A 17,072-nucleotide genomic window follows, 5' to 3' on the forward strand; every position below is an offset into this window, starting at 1 on the left:
TACCTGCACCTTTTCTTACACAGGAGACTCACCATGATCCAGACTCAAGCCACCCGCACCGCTCGCCAGGAACTGACCGAAGTCATCATTCAGGCCAAGGCTCGCAAGGACCTGTCCTTTGCGCAAATCGTTGACGGTACGGGCCTGTCCGAGGCCTTCGTCACCGCGGCCTTGCTTGGCCAGCATCCGTTGCCTGAAAGCGCCGCGAAGGTCGTAGGCGAAAAGCTCGACCTCGACGCTGATCAAGTCGCACTGCTGCAATCGATGCCGATCCGCGGCAGCTTCTTCGACGGCGTGCCGAGCGACCCTACCATCTACCGCTTCTACGAAATGATGTCGGTGTATGGAACCACCCTCAAAGCGCTGGTCCACGAGAAGTTCGGCGACGGCATCATCAGTGCCATCAACTTCAAGCTGGACATCAAGAAAGTCGAAGATCCGGACGGTGGCCACCGTGCTGTGATCACCCTGGACGGCAAGTACCTGCCTACCAAGCCTTTCTGATGTAGCTCAGCCCGGCGCCTTACTGCGCCGGGCCATCCCCGACATTCATGACGACTGAGCGCCAATCGGATGCTCAGGCCTTCCTACGCCCTCAGTACAGGTGATTACCATGAAACTCTTACTCGTTCTGTTCCTAGGCTGCCTTGGTTCTGTTGCCATGGCCGATGACCAAGGTACTCGAACTGCACCAATGACGGTTGAACCCTATCGCTACTCTCAGAACCTGGATATCGCGCACGTTGTGGCTGTTACGCCGGTGCCCAATGTCTGCGAAGTTGTGCCGATGCAGCTGACTTACGACGACTCCAATGGCGAGCGGCATATCATGGAGTACAGAATCGTGGGGAATGGCTGTGCCAACAACTGATGCGCCATCCTTACTGCAGCTCGACAGGCAGTTCCTGGACATCAGGGCAGATGGGATCGAGGCTTGGCATCCTGTATGGACGCAAGCCCACTGCGAAAATCGCTGTGGGCTTTTTGCTTCCGACAGAGGGTGATCTGCCGACTCGTCTGCGGGACGGGAATCTGGACGGCAGACGACCCTCCTGAAACTTCAGAGCCTGTACTCAATGGTGTAGGACTCATCCTCTCTCGGTTCTATCGTAATAGGAATGCCGAAGAGCTTTCCTCGACAATCACTGACGCTACACCGATACACATTTCCCTGCTGGAGCTGGTGCCAGAGCCCTTCGTCATGTATCGCAATCTGCAACACACGGTTGTTCGGATCCTCTCTGACCTGAGCAACGTGATGGTCCAGGTCGCACCCGAATTCAGCAGTAGTAAACTCGGGATCGTAGCCGATCAGCACACCGTGCCTTTTCAGGTCCTCCCGAATACGCTCAATCACGTCGTCTGCTTCTTGTTTTAGCATGATCGTTATCTCGCGGTGTTGTACTCATCAAAACTCTAGCTGACCCTGATGGTTTTCGTTGTTTATCGTGCAATCAACGACTCACCCTCATTCCTGAAATTCCCCACCGCCTTAGCGGGAGCTGGCGGTAGCGGTTGATTGCTTTCGCCCCATTACGGACACTGAAAAATCGCGTTTCGTAAGTGCGACGCACACTCTGTGGGAGCGGGTTACCGCGAAGCAGGCGATGCGGTGCATGGCACGGGCGTTGCCCGTGATCGCAGGCAAGCCCGTTCCCACAGAGGCCCTGCAAGCCCTTTGAAACACGCTTGACCTCAAGTTGACTCGAGGTTGCAGACTGCCCGCTCTTTCCTCTGGAGCAATCCCATGTCGGCAGATTCCCGCACCGCATTCGCGCTGTCCAATCCACCCGGGCTGTACGACCCGAGCAGCAACGGGTATTCCCACGTCGCAGCAGTGGCACCTGGGGCCAGGCTGTTGTTCATTGCCGGACAAGGGGGCGAGGACGTCGACGGGCGACTGCCCGCCGAGTTTTCCGAGCAGGCCAGGCAAGCACTGGCCAACCTGGACACGGCACTGAAGTCGCAGGGCGCGAGCTTGCAACAGGTGTTCAAGCTGACCTTGTTGATCGTCGATCATGATGAGCATCGCTTGCGTGAATGGGTCAGCGAAGCAAATCGGGTCTGGGAAAGCGGGCATCCGGTCTGCACCCTGATCCCCGTTCCACGGCTGGCGCTGGATGGCATGCTGGTGGAGATCGATGCGGTGGCCGCTTGCTGTGAGGCGGTTTGAGATTGATCTGACGTGACCCGCCGTACCTGACACGGCGGTGTCTTTTTCGCGGGCAAGCCCGCTCCCACAGGTACCTCGCTGTACTCAAGATTAGCGGTGAGGACGGTGCAGGCATGAAGCTCAAGCCGCGCCGCCACCCTCCCCACCCAACATCCCAACGAACCATCCTGCCCCCGGCAATCCCCGGCTCACCAGCAGCGTCGGCGGCCAGGGCGAAATGCCAGATCGGGCTGCAGCGGTAGGCCTGTTCCCACCCTGCTCGCTGGCGCGCAGGCCGGCCTGCAACCAGTCATCCCAACCTCGCACGAAGGTGGGCGACAGGCGTCGGCTGAGGAAATCACCATGGGTCACCAGCTTGCCGTAGAAGCCGGTGCGCGAAACGCGCTGTTCCAAGGGCCTCACCTCACAACCGCGCCGGGCAACGGAACTGCTCCAGCGCGTCGCGGCGGAACGGGTTGATCACGCTGCTGGCGCGTAGCTTGTAGCTCACCTTGTGCCAGCCCACGTTCATCCTGGAGGTGCCTATCGGCAAGGTCATGAGTCGGCTGTCCCGCGCCAGGCAAACGATTGGCACGCTGCTCAATGACACCCCCAAGCCCTCGACCTGCTGCGCACCTGAACCTTCGTACGCATTGCCAGGCACTTGCATACGCCCTCCTGGGAAACTGCTCGGCAACTTTCGGTCTGTTGATTTTTCATACAGTGCGCCGAAGCCATTATTTTTACAAGTGAAGGGAACTCATCTTGTTATTTATCGTCCTTGTTTCATGAGCTCATACTTTCAGGCAATAAAAACGCCCATAACACTTATCTCACGCCGTTTATTCCATAGCTTTTTCTGTTTTTTTTAATTACCAATTTTAGTTGGACTCTCGCGCTCAGCCCTTTCTATTCTTGCCCCGCCGGAACAACTTTCAGGTTTCCGCCACCCCGCTTTCCTATCATTGAATTGAAGAGGCAAACATGAAACGACACCTCTGGCTCGCCCTGCTGGGCACCCTGTCCCTCGGCGCCCACGCCGCTACCCTTGATGTACCGGTCAACCTGGTCAGCGCCGATGGCAAAGCGCATCCCATCGGCCAGGTCAGCATCAGCGAGTCGGCCTACGGGCTGATCTTCACCCCCAAGCTGAACAGCCTGCCCGCAGGCGTGCATGGTTTCCACGTGCATGAGAACGGCAGCTGTGCGCCAGGCATGAAAGATGGCAAGGCAGTGGCGGCGCTGGCCGCGGGCGGTCACTTCGACCCGGCCAAGACCGGCAAGCACCTGGGCCCCTATGGCGATGGCCATCTGGGCGACCTGCCGGCACTCTATGTGAGCGCCGACGGCACCTCCACCTATCCGGTCCTGGCGCCGCGCCTGAAGACGATTTCCGAAATCAAGGGCCACGCCTTGATGATCCATGCCGGTGGCGACAACCACGCCGACATGCCCATGCCCCTGGGCGGTGGCGGCGACCGCGTGGCCTGCGGCGTGATCTGAACCAGGCAGGTCGGGCGTCAGTAATCGCCGCGCTTGCGCAACGCCTGACGCTCGGCCAGCACGGTCACGTCGGCAAGGGGGCATGTCCAGTGCCTGACACCGGCTGAGCCGATGCCAGGCACCGCTTACAGTCAGGCCGCCAATCGCCCTTGGGCAATGGCCTCCGACGCTGCCAGCATCGCCCGCAGCAACACTGCACAACCCGCCGCCAGATCCTCGGGCGTGGCGTTCTCGATCTCGTTGTGGCTGATACCGTTCTCGCACGGCACGAAAATCATGCCTGCCGGGCCCAGCTCGGCCAGGAAGATAGCATCGTGCCCTGCCCCGCTGACGATATCCATGTGCGCCAAGCCAAGGCTCTTGGCCGACTCACGCACGGCATCGACACAGTTGCGGTCGAAATACAGCGCCGGGAAATCCGCCGTTGGCGTCAGCTCGAAACTCAGCCCGTGTTTGGCACACGTGCTGTCGATCACTTCACGCACCTCGGCGATCATCGAATCGAGCCGATCTCCCTCAAGGTGACGGAAGTCCAGGGTCATGCGTACCTCACCCGGAATCACGTTGCGCGACCCCGGATACGCCTGCAGGCAACCGACCGTGCCGCAGGCATGTGGCTGATGCCCTAGGGCGGTGCGGTTGACGGCCTCGACCACGGCCGCCGCGCCGACCAGGGCATCCTTGCGCAGGTGCATCGGCGTCGGTCCGGCGTGCGCCTCGACGCCGCGCAGGCTCAGGTCGAACCACTTCTGGCCGAGGGCGCCGAGCACCACGCCGATGGTCTTGCCTTGATCCTCCAGAATCGGCCCCTGCTCGATATGCGCCTCGAAATACGCCCCGACCGGATGCCCCAGCACGGCCCTCGGGCCGGCATAACCGATGGCCTGCAGCGCCTCACCGACGCTGGTCCCCTGGGCGTCGCGCTTGGCCAGCGTCTCTTCGAGGGTGAACTTGCCGGCGAACACCCCCGATCCCATCATGCACGGCGGGAAACGCGAGCCTTCCTCATTGGTCCACACCACCACCTCAAGCGGCGCTTCGGTTTCCACGCCGAGGTCATTCAGGGTACGGATCACCTCCAGGCCGGCCATCACCCCGAAGCAGCCATCGAACTTGCCGCCAGTGGGCTGCGTGTCGATGTGGCTGCCGGTCATCACCGGTGGCAGCTTGGGGTTGCGTCCGGGACGCCGGGCGAACATGTTGCCGATCGCATCGACGCTGACACTGCAACCTGCGGCCTCGCACCACTGCCGGAACAGGTCGCGGGCCTGGCGGTCCAGGTCGGTCAGCGCCAATCGGCAGACCCCGCCCTTGGGCGTGGCGCCCAGGCGCGCGAGGTCCATCAGCGATTGCCACAGGCGCGCGCTGTCGACATGGCGGTCGGTGGAGTGCAGCACTTCCTTGATCGGTTTCATCGGGACTCTCCTCAGGCGATTTCTTGTTCTGGTGATTCGGCTGTAGCGGCCAGCCAGATTCAGGGTGATGGTTTGGCCAGGCGCGCCGTTCCACGCACCGCGACTCGGCCCAGGACGTAGTACAGCCCCGCCCCCAGCAGCGAACCGGTAAACCAGCCGTAGTCGTAGAACCAACTGAAGCTGCTGTTGCCGATCGACATCACGGTCAGCGCCACCGGCACCGCGAATGCCAGGAACCCGACCCAGTTCCAGGCCGGGTACACGTCATCGCGGTACAACCCGGCAAGGTCCAGTTGCTGGCGGCGGATCAGGAAGTAGTCCACCACCATGATCCCGGCAATCGGCCCGAGCAGGCTCGAATAACCCAGTAGCCAGTTGGAATACACGCTCTCAAGGCTCAGGTCGGAAACGATCCAGCCAAGCTTTTTCAGCAATTCGTGCCCCATCAGCGCCAGGCCGATGAACCCGGTCAACCACACCGCGCGGCTGCGCCCGATCAGGCGTGGGGCGATGTTCTGGAAGTCATTGGTCGGTGAGACGATGTTCGCCGCCGTGTTGGTCGACAGCGTGGCGATGATGATCAGCGCCATGGCCAGCGCCACCCAGCCGGGGCTCTGGATACGTCCGATCAGGCTCACCGGGTCCGAGACCGTTTCGCCCACCAGCGATGCCGAGGCGGCGGTCATGATCACGCCCAGGGCAGCGAACAGGAACATGGTCAGCGGCAGGCCAAAGATCTGGCCGAGGATCTGGTCCTTCTGGCTTTTGGCGTAGCGGCTGAAGTCGGGAATATTCAACGACAGCGTGGCCCAGAACCCGACCATTGCCGTCAGCCCCGCGCAGAAATAGCCGACCACGCTGGCCCCCTCCGGGCGCTTGGGCGGCTGGGCCAGCAGTTCGCTCATCGACATGTGCGGCAGCGCCCAGAAGAGCAGGCCTACGCCCACCGCCACCAGCAGCGGTGCCGACAGGGTCTCCAGCCATTTGATCGACTCCGAGCCGCGCAGCACCACCCACAGGTTGAGCAGCCAGAACAGCATGAAGCCGATCACCTCGCCGGTTCCGCCCAGGCTCTTCCAACCGTCGAACAGCGACCCCAGGAACAGGTGGATGGCAAGGCCGCCGAACATCGTCTGGATACCGAACCAGCCGCAAGCCACCACCGCGCGGATCAGGCACGGCACGTTGGAGCCGAGAATGCCGAACGAGGCGCGCAGCAGCACCGGAAAGGGAATGCCGTACTGGGTGCCGGGGAAGGCGTTGAGGGTCAGCGGTATCAGCACGATGAGGTTGGCCAGCAAGATCGCCAGCAGCGCCTCGCCGACGCTCAGCCCAAAGTAGGCGGTCAGGACCCCGCCGAGGGTGTAGGTAGGGACGCAGATGGACATGCCGACCCACAAGGCGGTGATGTGCCATTTGTTCCAGGTACGCTGGTGCACCTTGGTCGGTGCGATGTCGTGGTTGTAGCGAGGGCTGTCGAGGACATCAGTGCCTTCGGACAGCTCGTACAGCCCGTGCTGCTCGATCACTTGCGATCTGCTCTGTTGCATGGGGCCTTCTCCAGATTGTTCTAGTTATTCGCTCATCGGCTGAATCGATGGCCGGAGTTACACACCTCACCAGTACTGCACCTCCGGTCCGGCCTGGCGGTTGTGGCCGCACTCAAATTGCGTGCCGGATTGGCCCGGGCCAACCCTGCCGGCCACCGCCGACTGGAGGTAATTCACTGATTTGCAAGGCATTGATTAGCGCCAGGGAAAGGTACGGTCATGCCTTGCCCTGTCGTCTTGCTGGTGGCGGCCCGCCCTGGCCTGCGCACTCGGTTTCAATCTGGTGCAGCCTGGTTTTTGCGTGGCGTGGTTCGCGCCGGCAAGCCAGGTTTCAAACGGCTGATTTCGCATGGAAAATCTTGACCAAATCTGCTTCTTGTCAAGTGCGTCAAAATGGTGAGCAGCCTGTCCATTTTGGTGATTTATACAGAAAACACTTATATTTCAGTAAGTTATAAAAGTAATAAGCTCATAAAATTTTTTCTTGATCAATCCTTGATCAGCATCTAGATTCCAATCTTGTCAGCGCTGACAGGATTGCAACGCAGCCTCCAACCGCTGGCACAAAACAATTTCAAGAACCGGCAAAACGACCGGTCAGCCTGCGAGGAAGACGGTATGTCCCTGTTGATCCGTGGCGCCACCGTGGTCACCCACGAAGAAAGCTATCCCGCCGATGTCCTGTGTGCCGACGGCCTGATCCGCGCCATTGGCAAAGACCTCGAAGTGCCCAGCGGTTGCCAGGTCCTGGACGGCAGCGGCCAGTACCTGATGCCAGGCGGCATCGACCCGCACACCCACATGCAGTTGCCATTCATGGGCACTGTGGCCAGCGAGGACTTCTTCAGCGGCACCGCCGCAGGCCTGGCCGGCGGCACCACCTCCATCATCGACTTCGTCATCCCCAATCCGCAGCAGTCCCTGCTGGAGGCCTTCCACACCTGGCGCGGCTGGGCGCAGAAGTCGGCCAGTGACTATGGTTTTCATGTCGCAATCACCTGGTGGAGCGAGCAGGTCGCCCAGGAGATGGGCGAGCTCGTCGCCCATCACGGTGTGAACAGCTTCAAGCACTTCATGGCCTACAAGAACGCGATCATGGCCGCCGACGACACCCTGGTCGCCAGCTTCGAGCGCTGCCTGCAACTGGGCGCGGTGCCCACCGTGCATGCGGAGAACGGCGAGCTGGTGTACCACCTGCAGAAGAAACTGCTGGCCCAGGGCATCACCGGCCCCGAGGCCCATCCGCTGTCGCGTCCGGCGCAGGTCGAGGGCGAGGCGGCCAGCCGCGCCATCCGTATAGCCGAAACGCTGGGCACCCCGCTGTACCTGGTGCACATCTCCAGCAAGGAAGCACTGGATGAGATCACCTACGCCCGGGCCAAGGGCCAGCCGGTGTATGGCGAGGTACTGCCGGGGCACCTGCTGATCGACGACAGCGTCTATCGCAACCCCGACTGGTCCACCGCCGCCGGCTATGTGATGAGCCCGCCATTCCGTCCGCGCGAACACCAGGAAGCCCTGTGGCGCGGCTTGCAATCGGGCAGCCTGCACACCACCGCCACCGACCATTGCTGCTTCTGCGCCGAGCAGAAAGCCATGGGCCGTGATGATTTCAGCCGCATCCCCAACGGCACCGCCGGCATCGAGGACCGCATGGCGGTGTTGTGGGACGCCGGCGTGAACAGCGGGCGCTTGTCGATGCACGAGTTCGTGGCGCTGACCTCGACCAACACGGCCAAGATCTTCAACCTGTTCCCGCGCAAGGGGGCGATCCGTGTCGGAGCCGACGCCGACCTGGTGCTCTGGGATCCGCAGGGCACACGCACGATTTCTGCCAGCACCCATCACCAGAAGGTCGACTTCAACATCTTCGAAGGTCGCACGGTGCGCGGCATTCCCAGCCACACCATCAGCCAGGGGCGAGTGCTCTGGGCCGATGGCGACCTGCGCGCCGAGCCGGGCGCGGGACGCTATGTGGAAAGGCCCGCCTACCCCTCGGTGTACGAGGTCCTAGGGCGACGGGCCGAGCACCAGCGGCCGATCCCGGTCAGCCGCTGAGCAGCCCATAACGGCCGGGGGCCGCAACGCCTCCGGCGATAACAATCCAGAGACACCTGTTGACTGCCATCCCAGAACGGACGGGCGAGTAACCGCCGCCTGCACCCATAAAAAAGAGAGAGGCTACAACCGTGATCGACACCCTGAACCACTTGCCGCGCCCGAGGGCCAGCGCCGAGCAGCTCGCCGACGCCTTCACCGACCTCGCCCCTCCCCTGACCGCACGCCAGGCCGCCGTGGAAAGCGCGCGCTGCCTGTACTGCTACGACGCCCCCTGTGTGAATGCATGCCCGAGCGAAATCGACATCCCTTCGTTCATCCACCGCATCAGTGATGAAAACCTGCAGGGCGCCGCCGAGCGGATCCTGTCGGCGAACATCCTCGGTGGTAGCTGTGCCCGCGTGTGCCCGACCGAAATCCTCTGCCAGCAAGCCTGCGTACGCAACAACGCCCAGGAGTGCGCGCCGGTGCTGATCGGCCAGTTGCAACGCTATGCCCTGGACAACGCTGGTTTCAGCGAACACCCCTTCAAGCGCTCGCCCAGCACCGGCAAGCGCATCGCAGTGGTCGGTGCCGGCCCCGCCGGGCTGTCCTGTGCCCATCGCCTGGCCTTGCATGGTCATGATGTGGTGGTCTTCGAGGCGCTGGAAAAGGCTGGCGGCCTCAACGAATACGGCATCGCCCGCTACAAGCTGGTCGACGACTACGCCCAGCGTGAAGTGGATTTCCTGCTCGGCATCGGCGGCATCGAGCTCCGCCATGGCCAACGCCTGGGCGACAACCTCACCCTCGGCGAGCTGCGTGACCTGTACGACGCGGTATTCCTGGGCCTTGGCCTGAATGCCGTGCGCCAGCTCGGCCTGCCGGACGAAGAGGCCCCTGGCGTACTGGCCGCCACCGACTACATCCGTGAACTGCGCCAGGCCGACGACCTCAGCCAACTGCCGCTGGCCGACCGCTGCCTGGTGATCGGCGCGGGCAATACCGCCATCGACATGGCGGTGCAGATGAGCCGCCTGGGGGCGCGCGAGGTCAACCTCGTCTACCGCCGCGGCGCCGCCGACATGGGCGCCACCGGCCACGAGCAGGACATCGCCAAGGCCAACCAGGTACGCCTGCATACCTGGGCGCGGCCCGATGCGGTGCTGCTGGATGAGCAGGGCCGGGTGAAGGGGATGCGCTTCGTCCGCACCGAACAGGTCGAAGGAAAACTGGCCGATACCGGCGACACATTCGAGCTGCCCGCCGACGCGATCTTCAAGGCCATCGGTCAGTGCTTCGACGACGCAGGGCTCAAGGATCCGGTGGCGGCGCAACTGGCGCGCGATGGCGAACGCATCCGCGTCGACGAGCAGATGCGCACCAGCTTGCCTGGCGTCTATGCCGGTGGCGACTGCACCGCCCTGGGCCAGGACCTCACCGTCCAGGCCGTGCAACATGGCAAGCTGGCCGCCGAAGCCATCCATGCCCAACTCATGCTCAATGTGGAGGCAGCGTAAATGGCCGATCTGTCCATCGAATTCGCCGGTATCAAGGCACCCAACCCTTTCTGGCTGGCGTCCGCGCCACCGACCGACAAAGCCTACAACGTGGTTCGCGCCTTCGAGGCGGGCTGGGGTGGCGTGGTCTGGAAAACCCTCGGCGAGGACCCGGCGGCGGTCAACGTGTCGTCGCGCTACTCGGCGCACTTCGGCGCCAACCGCCAGGTGCAGGGCATCAACAACATCGAGCTGATCACCGACCGCTCGCTGGAGATCAACCTGCGTGAAATCACCCAGGTGAAGAAGGATTGGCCCGACCGTGCGCTGGTGGTGTCGTTGATGGTGCCGTGCGTCGAGGAGTCGTGGAAGTTCATCCTGCCGCTGGTCGAAGCCACCGGCGCCGATGGCATCGAGCTGAACTTCGGCTGCCCCCACGGCATGCCCGAGCGCGGCATGGGCGCGGCGGTCGGCCAGGTGCCGGAATACGTGGAAATGGTCACCCGCTGGTGCAAGACGTATTGCTCACTGCCGGTGATCGTCAAGCTCACGCCCAACATCACCGACATCCGCCAATCGGCCCGCGCCGCACATCGAGGCGGCGCCGATGCCGTGTCGCTAATCAACACCATCAACTCGATCACCAGTGTCGACCTGGACCGCATGGTCGCCCACCCCATCGTCGGTGACCAGAGCACCCACGGCGGTTACTGCGGCTCGGCGGTCAAACCGATCGCGCTGAACATGGTCGCCGAGATCGCGCGCGATCCTGAAACCCGTGGCCTGCCGATCTGTGGCATCGGTGGTATCGGCAACTGGCGCGATGCCGCGGAATTCATCGCACTGGGTAGCGGCGCGGTGCAGGTGTGCACGGCGGCGATGTTGCACGGTTTTCGCATCGTCGAAGACATGAAAGATGGCCTGGCGCGCTGGATGGACCAGCACGGACACCGCACCCTGGAAGCCTTCCGCGGCCAGGCCGTGGCGCACACCACCGACTGGAAGTACCTGGACATCAACTACAAGTCGGTGGCGCATATCGACCAGGATGCCTGCATCGGCTGCGGACGCTGCCACATCGCCTGCGAAGACACCTCGCACCAGGCCATCGCCAACACCCTGCAGGCCGATGGGACGCACGTCTACAGCGTGATCGAGGCCGAATGCGTGGGTTGCAACCTGTGCCAGATCACCTGCCCGGTTGAAAGCTGCATCGACATGGTGGCGCAGGAGACCGGCAAACCGTACCTGAACTGGACCCAGGATCCGCGCAACCCCTACCGTGAAGCGAGCTGACCTGGGCTGGCCTTCAGATTTTGAACCCTGCAAGATCCCTCGCCGGGGTTGTCATGCACCCCGGCAGGCTCAAGGCTCCAGCCCGATGCCCCGCAGAATCACGCTGGTCACCGTCTGCACCGCCCGCTCGAACGCCATGTCCGACAGCGGCTGCCCATCATTGAGCAAAGCCACCTGATAACCGAAATCGGCGTAATGCTGGGTCGAAGCCCAGATCATGTAGAGCAGCGCCGACGGCTCGACCGGGAGGATGCGCCCCTCCTCCACCCACCGCCGGATCTTGGCTTCCTTCAACTGCGCCCAAGGCACCAGCGAATCGTCCAGGCTGCCGCCCAGCAGCGGCGCGCCATGGAGGATTTCCTCGGCCCAGACCTTCGAGCCCAGCGGCCGCGAGCGCGAGTGCCCCATCTTGGCGCGGATATAGCTGGTCAGCACGACGCGCGGGTCGTCGAAGCGCTCGAAACAGAGGGCATCCTGCTTCCAGACGTCCAGCAGGTCCTGCAGTACCGCGCGGTAGAGTTCGTCCTTGGTACTGAAGTAGTAATGCAGGTTGGAACGCGGCAACTGCGCACGCTCGGCGATGTCGCCCATGGAGGTGACGCCGTAGCCCTGTTCGGCGAACACCTGCTCGGCTGCCTGGAGGATCTTCTCGATATTGCGACGGCGGATCTCGATCTTGTGGTTGGCCATAGGGCGTCCGAAGCGGCTGGAACCTTTCAAGGCTAACACGCAGGCGCCAGGACTGCGCTCTGCAGATCGACCACTGTGCTTCGTCTGACAGTTGTAGCGTCACAACTGCGCACCCGCTCTGGAACCCCTGCCCATGCGTCCGACCCTTCCACTTTCGTTACTGGCCCTGTTGGTCAGCACCGCCACCCATGCCGCCGAGCGCATCGAGCTCGAACAGGTGCTGATCCAGGACCGCCAGCAATCCGAGCAGGAGGCCGCCGCCGAACGATTGCGCGAGATCCCTGGCGCCAGCAACCTGGTGGATATGGAAACCGTCGGCCAGGGACGCGTGGCCAGCAACCAGGATGTGCTGGCCTACCAACCGGGCGTGTTCGCCCAATCGGCGGGCAACGACGGGATCAAGCTGTCGATCCGGGGCTCGGGTATCAACCGCGCGCCTGGCGCCCATGGCTCGGGGGTCTACACGATGTTCGACGGCTTGCCGCTGACCGGCCCCGGCGGAACGCCCTACGAGCTGTTCGAACCCTTGTGGCTGAGCCGCGCCGAGGTACTGCGCGGCGCCAACGGCTTCGACCAGGGCGCCCTGGCTCTGGGCGGTGCAATCAATTACGTGACCCACACCGGCCATGACGCCGCCCCCCTGCAACTGCGCTATGAGGTCGGCAGCCACGGCTACCAGCGCCGGCACATCAGCTCTGGCCAGGTGCTGGGCAACCTCGACTACTACGTGGCGCTGACCGACGCAGAGTACGACGGCTACCAGCGACACAGCAGCGGCAGTGCCAAGGGCATCGCCGCCAATGTCGGCTATCGCTTCAACCCGAATCTGGAAACGCGCTTCTACCTGCGCTACCGGGAAACCGAGAACGATCTGGCCGGGCGCCTGACCAAGGAGCAGATCAAGCACCACCCGCGCGCCGCCAACCCAGCCTACCTCGCCCGCGATGACAGCCGTCCCCAGCCCGGCAGCACCTGGGTGGGCAACAAGACCACCTTCTTCCTCGACGACGACTCACGCCTGGAGGCCGGGCTGGTCTACCACGACTACCCGATGGACCTGCGCGAAGGCCCGATGCGCCTGAAGGTGGCCTACACCGATGTCAGCGGCACGCTCAACTATATGCGTCGCGACACCCTGTTCGGCCACGAGAGCAAGACCACCGTTGGCTGGCGCACCACCAAGCACCTGCCCAACAGCGGCGCCTCGCAGTTCGCCCGCAATGGCGATGTGTTCGGCCCGCGCAGCCGCGACTTCAGCTACCAGGGCTCGGACACCGTGCTGCACCTGGGCAACGATCTGGAGCTGGTCCCCAACCTGTGGCTGACCACGGGCCTTGCCATGATCTACACCCGCCGCGAAAGTGCTGTCACCTTCCCCGCCAACGGCGGCAAGGTCAGCCAGCACGACTGGGACTACGCACCACGCCTGGGCCTGCGCTACGACATCGATCCGCAGACCCAGGTCTACGGCAACCTCAGTCGCTCCGTCGAACCACCGCACCCCTGGTCGTTGATCTGGAGTTCGACCGTTGCAACGCAACCGATCGAGATGCAGAACCAGACGGCCACCACCCTGGAGCTGGGGGCCCGCGGCGACTCGGTGCTGGGGCGCTGGGACCTGGCCTGGTACTACTCGCAGGTGCGTCACGAGCTGCTGGCAGTGGAAATCGTGCCGGGCCAGCCGTTCAAGGAGTTCAACGCCAGCGCCACCGTGCATCAGGGCATCGAAGCCGGCCTGGACAGCACGCTGTGGGAGCAGCCGGGCAGTGGCAAGCTGTCGCTGCGCCAGGCCTATACCTTCAGCGACTTCCATTACCGCGACGATGACCGCTTCGGCGACAACCGCTTGCCGGGCATCCCCATGCATTACTACCAGGCCGAGCTACGTTACGACTGGCCGAGCGGTTTTTACGCCGGGGTGAACACGCAACTGGCCTCCAAGGTGCAGGTGGACTACGCCAACAGCTATCACGCCGATGCCTACGCCCTGCTGGGCGCGCGTCTGGGCTGGGATTCGCCCAAGCGCGACTGGCAGACCTGGCTCGACCTGCGCAACCTGACCAACAAGCGCTACGCCGCGACGGTGACACCAGGGTACGACGACGCCGGGCTGGATGCTGCGCGCTCGACGCCGGGAGAAGGGTTCGGAATGTATGCGGGGGTTTCGTACAGCTTCCGCTAGCGATTAGCCGGGGCAATTGAACATGCACACCGCAGGAGCAGCATTACGCTGCTCCTGCCCTTGGGTAGATCGAGTCAGGACGGCAACTGCACCTGCGGTGTGGTCTCGGTGAAGATCGTCCAGCTGGAGATGAACAACGCGGCGATCAACGGCCCGATCACGAAGCCGTTGAGGCCGAACACCGCCAGCCCGCCCAGGGTCGACACCAGGATCAGGTAGTCGGGCATGCGCGTATCCTTGCCCACCAGGATCGGGCGCAGCAGGTTGTCCACCAGCCCGATCACCAGCACGCCGAACGCCGTCAGCACGATGCCCTGCCACATCGCGCCGGTCAGCAGGAAATACACCGCAACCGGCCCCCAGACGATCCCGGCCCCCACCGCAGGCAACAGCGACAAGAACGCCATCAGCACCGCCCACACCAGCGCACTGGGAATATCCAGCACCCAGAAGATCAAGCCGCCCAGCGCCCCCTGGGTGATCGCCACCAACAGGTTGCCCTTCACCGTGGCCCGCACCACACGGTTGAACTTCAGCTGCAAGCGGCGCTTCTGCTGCTCGGGCAGCGGCACGGCCTGACGGACCTTGCGCGCCAGCTCCGGGCCTTCACGCAGGAAGAAGTACAGCAGGTAGAGCATGATGCCGAAGCTCACCAGGAAGTCGAAGGTGCCCTGGCCAAAACTGAAAGCCTGGCTGGCAAGGAACTGGCTACCCTGTGTCGCCCACTTGGTGATCTTGTCGCGCAGGCCATCGAGATTGCCCATGCCCATGCGGTCCAGGCCGTTCTGGGCAAAGTGCGGCAGCATGTCCTTGCCGCGCTCGATGTAGCCGGCGATATCCAGTTGGCCGCTCTCGATACGCTGGTACAGCGTGGCGCCCTCCTGCACCAGCAGGGCGCTGATGACGATCACCGGCAGGACCGCGATCAACAGGCAGACCGCCAGGGTCGCCCCGGCCGCCAGGTTGCGCCGACGGTTGAAGCGCAGCAGCAGGTTGCGCTGCAGCGGTGCGAACAGGATGCCCAGGATCACGGCCCAGAAGATCGCGCCGTAGTACGGCAGCAGTATCCAGAAGAATGCGATGGTGACCAGCGCCAGCAATACGGCCAGGGCTCTGTTCTGTAGAGCAGTTTGATTCATGGGCTTTCCTCGATTGTCCTGGACCTTAGTGCACAGCGTAGAGGCAAAAGTGCCATCAGCCGCGCTTGATCCAGGTCAATACCGCGTTCCGGGCCCGGTCGTAGCATCCGCACCTTTTGCCCCGGTGCCCCCATGAACCCTCTTGCCAAGCCCGAACTGCTGGCCCCCGCCGGCTCGTTGAAGACCCTGCGCTACGCCTTCGCCTATGGCGCCGATGCGGTCTACGCCGGCCAGCCGCGCTACAGCTTGCGGGTGCGCAACAACGAATTCGACCACGCCAACCTGGCCCTGGGCATCCAGGAAGCGCACGCCCTGGGCAAGCGCTTCTACGCGGTGGTCAACATCGCGCCGCACAACGCCAAGCTCAAGACCTTCCTCAAAGACCTCGCGCCCGTGATCGAGATGGCACCCGATGCGTTGATCATGTCCGACCCCGGGCTGATCATGCTGGTGCGCCAGCATTTCCCACAGATGCCCGTGCACCTGTCGGTGCAGGCCAACACAGTGAACTGGGCCAGCGTGCAGTTCTGGCAACAGCTGGGCCTGAGCCGGGTGATTCTGTCGCGCGAGCTGTCGCTGGAAGAGATTGGGGAAATCCGCCAGCAAGTACCTGACATGGAACTGGAGGTCTTCGTCCATGGCGCACTGTGCATGGCCTATTCCGGGCGCTGCCTGTTGTCGGGCTACCTGAACAAGCGCGACGCCAACCAGGGCAGCTGCACCAATGCCTGTCGCTGGAAGTACCAGGCGACCCCGGCAGGGGAAAACGCCACCGGCGACATCGTCCGTGAGTGCGAACCGACCCTGGGCATTGGCGCGCCCACCGAACAGGTGTTCCTGTTGCAGGAGGGCAACCGCCCTGGCGAAGAGATGCCGGCGTTCGAGGACGAACACGGCACCTACATCATGAACGCCAAGGATCTGCGCGCGGTACAGCACGTCGAGCGCCTGACCCGGATGGGCGTGCACTCGCTGAAGATCGAAGGACGGACCAAGTCGCACTTCTACTGCGCCCGTGCCGTGCAGTCCTACCGCCAGGCGATCGACGACGCCGTCGCCGGTCGGCCCTTCGATCGCAGCCTGATGGACAACCTCGAGTCCCTGGCCCAGCGCGGCTACACCGAAGGCTTCCTGCGCCGCCATGTGCACGACGAGTACCAGAACTACCAGCGCGGCAACTCGGTCTCGGAGCGCCAACAGTTCGTTGGCGAACTGACGGGGCTGCGTATCGACGGGCTGGCCGAGGTGAAGGTGAAGAACCGCTTCGCACTGGGCGACACCCTCGAACTGATGACCCCTCGCGGCAACTACCACTTCGAGCTCGCCCGGCTGGGTGATCGCCAAGGCCAGGCCATCGAGGTGGCTCCAGGCGACGGGCACCTGGTGTACCTGCCGATTCCGGAGCAGGTATCGCTCGAATTCGGGCTGCTGATGCGCGACCTGCCTGTGCAGGAGGCCCTGGGCTGACAACGCTGTAATGACAGCCTCAGCTGGCTGACAGGAACGGTGGTGGATCATCGGGCTATTCCAAGGCCGTTCGCAGGCAAGCCCAGGGCTACGAAAGGCGCGCCCGATCGCGACAAGGCCTCTACCCAAGCCCTGCCTGAGG

16 protein-coding genes are annotated in these 17,072 nt (G+C 63.2%); 9 read left to right on the forward strand and 7 right to left on the reverse strand.

The genetic code is table 11. From position 1 onward, the window contains the following. Nucleotides 1-33: 33 nt before the first annotated feature. Together cynS and VA602_RS07910 are read left to right on the forward strand one after the other, a co-directional pair. On the forward strand, nt 34-504 hold the full coding sequence (gene cynS, locus VA602_RS07905; RefSeq protein WP_054895305.1) for a cyanase: 471 nt from the start codon (nt 34-36) through the stop codon (nt 502-504). 109 nt (nt 505-613) lie between these two features. After that, the gene (locus tag VA602_RS07910) at nt 614-871 is read left to right on the forward strand and encodes a DUF2790 domain-containing protein (protein ID WP_323452931.1); all 258 of its coding nucleotides are present in this window, start codon (nt 614-616) and stop codon (nt 869-871) included. 189 nt (nt 872-1,060) lie between these two features. Here VA602_RS07910 and VA602_RS07915 read toward each other — a convergent pair whose 3' ends face one another. Continuing rightward, nucleotides 1,061-1,381 carry a hypothetical protein gene (locus VA602_RS07915; protein ID WP_197893310.1) on the reverse strand — a complete coding sequence of 107 codons (321 nt, stop codon included), beginning with the start codon at nt 1,379-1,381 and terminating at the stop codon, nt 1,061-1,063. Nucleotides 1,382-1,747: 366 nt separating this feature from the next. On the opposite strand from VA602_RS07915, the gene VA602_RS07920 reads away from it, so the two are divergent. Further along, nucleotides 1,748-2,173: a RidA family protein gene (locus VA602_RS07920; RefSeq protein WP_323452932.1), complete on the forward strand. Its 426-nt coding sequence runs from the start codon at nt 1,748-1,750 to the stop codon at nt 2,171-2,173. A 120-nt stretch (nt 2,174-2,293) separates the two neighbouring features. Here the strand turns inward: VA602_RS07920 and tagF are convergent, their stop codons facing one another. Together tagF and VA602_RS07930 are read right to left on the reverse strand one after the other, a co-directional pair. Then, complete coding sequence (tagF, locus tag VA602_RS07925; RefSeq protein WP_323452933.1) at nt 2,294-2,566, reverse strand: type VI secretion system-associated protein TagF; 273 nt, start codon at nt 2,564-2,566, stop codon at nt 2,294-2,296. Between the two features lie 10 nt (nt 2,567-2,576). After that, a complete protein-coding gene (locus VA602_RS07930; protein ID WP_323452934.1) occupies nt 2,577-2,822 on the reverse strand; it encodes a hypothetical protein in 246 nt (81 codons plus the stop codon). A 314-nt stretch (nt 2,823-3,136) separates the two neighbouring features. Between VA602_RS07930 and sodC the strand changes: the two genes are divergently transcribed. Continuing rightward, the gene (gene sodC, locus VA602_RS07935) at nt 3,137-3,655 is read left to right on the forward strand and encodes a superoxide dismutase [Cu-Zn] SodC (protein ID WP_323452935.1); all 519 of its coding nucleotides are present in this window, start codon (nt 3,137-3,139) and stop codon (nt 3,653-3,655) included. 131 nt (nt 3,656-3,786) lie between these two features. On the opposite strand, the gene VA602_RS07940 is transcribed toward sodC, so the two are convergent. Both VA602_RS07940 and VA602_RS07945 read right to left on the reverse strand, forming a co-directional pair. Further along, complete coding sequence (locus VA602_RS07940; protein WP_323452936.1) at nt 3,787-5,070, reverse strand: Zn-dependent hydrolase; 1,284 nt, start codon at nt 5,068-5,070, stop codon at nt 3,787-3,789. A gap of 59 nt (nt 5,071-5,129) precedes the next feature. Beyond that, nucleotides 5,130-6,620 carry an NCS1 family nucleobase:cation symporter-1 gene (locus VA602_RS07945; RefSeq protein WP_323452937.1) on the reverse strand — a complete coding sequence of 497 codons (1,491 nt, stop codon included), beginning with the start codon at nt 6,618-6,620 and terminating at the stop codon, nt 5,130-5,132. A 618-nt stretch (nt 6,621-7,238) separates the two neighbouring features. On the opposite strand from VA602_RS07945, the gene hydA reads away from it, so the two are divergent. The 3 genes from hydA to preA all read left to right on the forward strand — a co-directional run bounded on the left by hydA (nt 7,239) and on the right by preA (nt 11,452). Further along, on the forward strand, nt 7,239-8,678 hold the full coding sequence (gene hydA, locus VA602_RS07950; RefSeq protein ID WP_323452938.1) for a dihydropyrimidinase: 1,440 nt from the start codon (nt 7,239-7,241) through the stop codon (nt 8,676-8,678). Nucleotides 8,679-8,809: 131 nt separating this feature from the next. Further along, nucleotides 8,810-10,177, forward strand: a complete 1,368-nt coding sequence (locus VA602_RS07955) for an NAD(P)-dependent oxidoreductase (RefSeq protein ID WP_323452939.1) — start codon at nt 8,810-8,812, stop codon at nt 10,175-10,177. Continuing rightward, a complete protein-coding gene (gene preA, locus VA602_RS07960) occupies nt 10,178-11,452 on the forward strand; it encodes an NAD-dependent dihydropyrimidine dehydrogenase subunit PreA (RefSeq protein WP_323452940.1) in 1,275 nt (424 codons plus the stop codon). Between the two features lie 69 nt (nt 11,453-11,521). Here the strand turns inward: preA and VA602_RS07965 are convergent, their stop codons facing one another. Next, the gene (locus VA602_RS07965) at nt 11,522-12,142 is read right to left on the reverse strand and encodes a TetR/AcrR family transcriptional regulator (RefSeq protein ID WP_054895334.1); all 621 of its coding nucleotides are present in this window, start codon (nt 12,140-12,142) and stop codon (nt 11,522-11,524) included. Nucleotides 12,143-12,275: 133 nt separating this feature from the next. Between VA602_RS07965 and VA602_RS07970 the strand changes: the two genes are divergently transcribed. After that, nucleotides 12,276-14,324 (forward strand): TonB-dependent receptor family protein, encoded by a 2,049-nt coding sequence (locus tag VA602_RS07970; RefSeq protein ID WP_323452941.1) that lies wholly within the window; start codon nt 12,276-12,278, stop codon nt 14,322-14,324. 74 nt (nt 14,325-14,398) lie between these two features. On the opposite strand, the gene VA602_RS07975 is transcribed toward VA602_RS07970, so the two are convergent. Continuing rightward, on the reverse strand, nt 14,399-15,463 hold the full coding sequence (locus tag VA602_RS07975) for an AI-2E family transporter (RefSeq protein ID WP_065861779.1): 1,065 nt from the start codon (nt 15,461-15,463) through the stop codon (nt 14,399-14,401). A gap of 132 nt (nt 15,464-15,595) precedes the next feature. Here VA602_RS07975 and trhP point away from each other — a divergent pair, with 132 nt between their 5' ends. Further along, the gene (trhP, locus tag VA602_RS07980) at nt 15,596-16,930 is read left to right on the forward strand and encodes a prephenate-dependent tRNA uridine(34) hydroxylase TrhP (RefSeq protein WP_407682500.1); all 1,335 of its coding nucleotides are present in this window, start codon (nt 15,596-15,598) and stop codon (nt 16,928-16,930) included. The last annotated feature ends 142 nt before the right edge of the window (nt 16,931-17,072 follow it).

It is taken from the genome of Pseudomonas machongensis (genome assembly GCF_034961125.1).
In the GTDB taxonomy this organism is placed as follows: domain Bacteria; phylum Pseudomonadota; class Gammaproteobacteria; order Pseudomonadales; family Pseudomonadaceae; genus Aquipseudomonas; species Aquipseudomonas machongensis.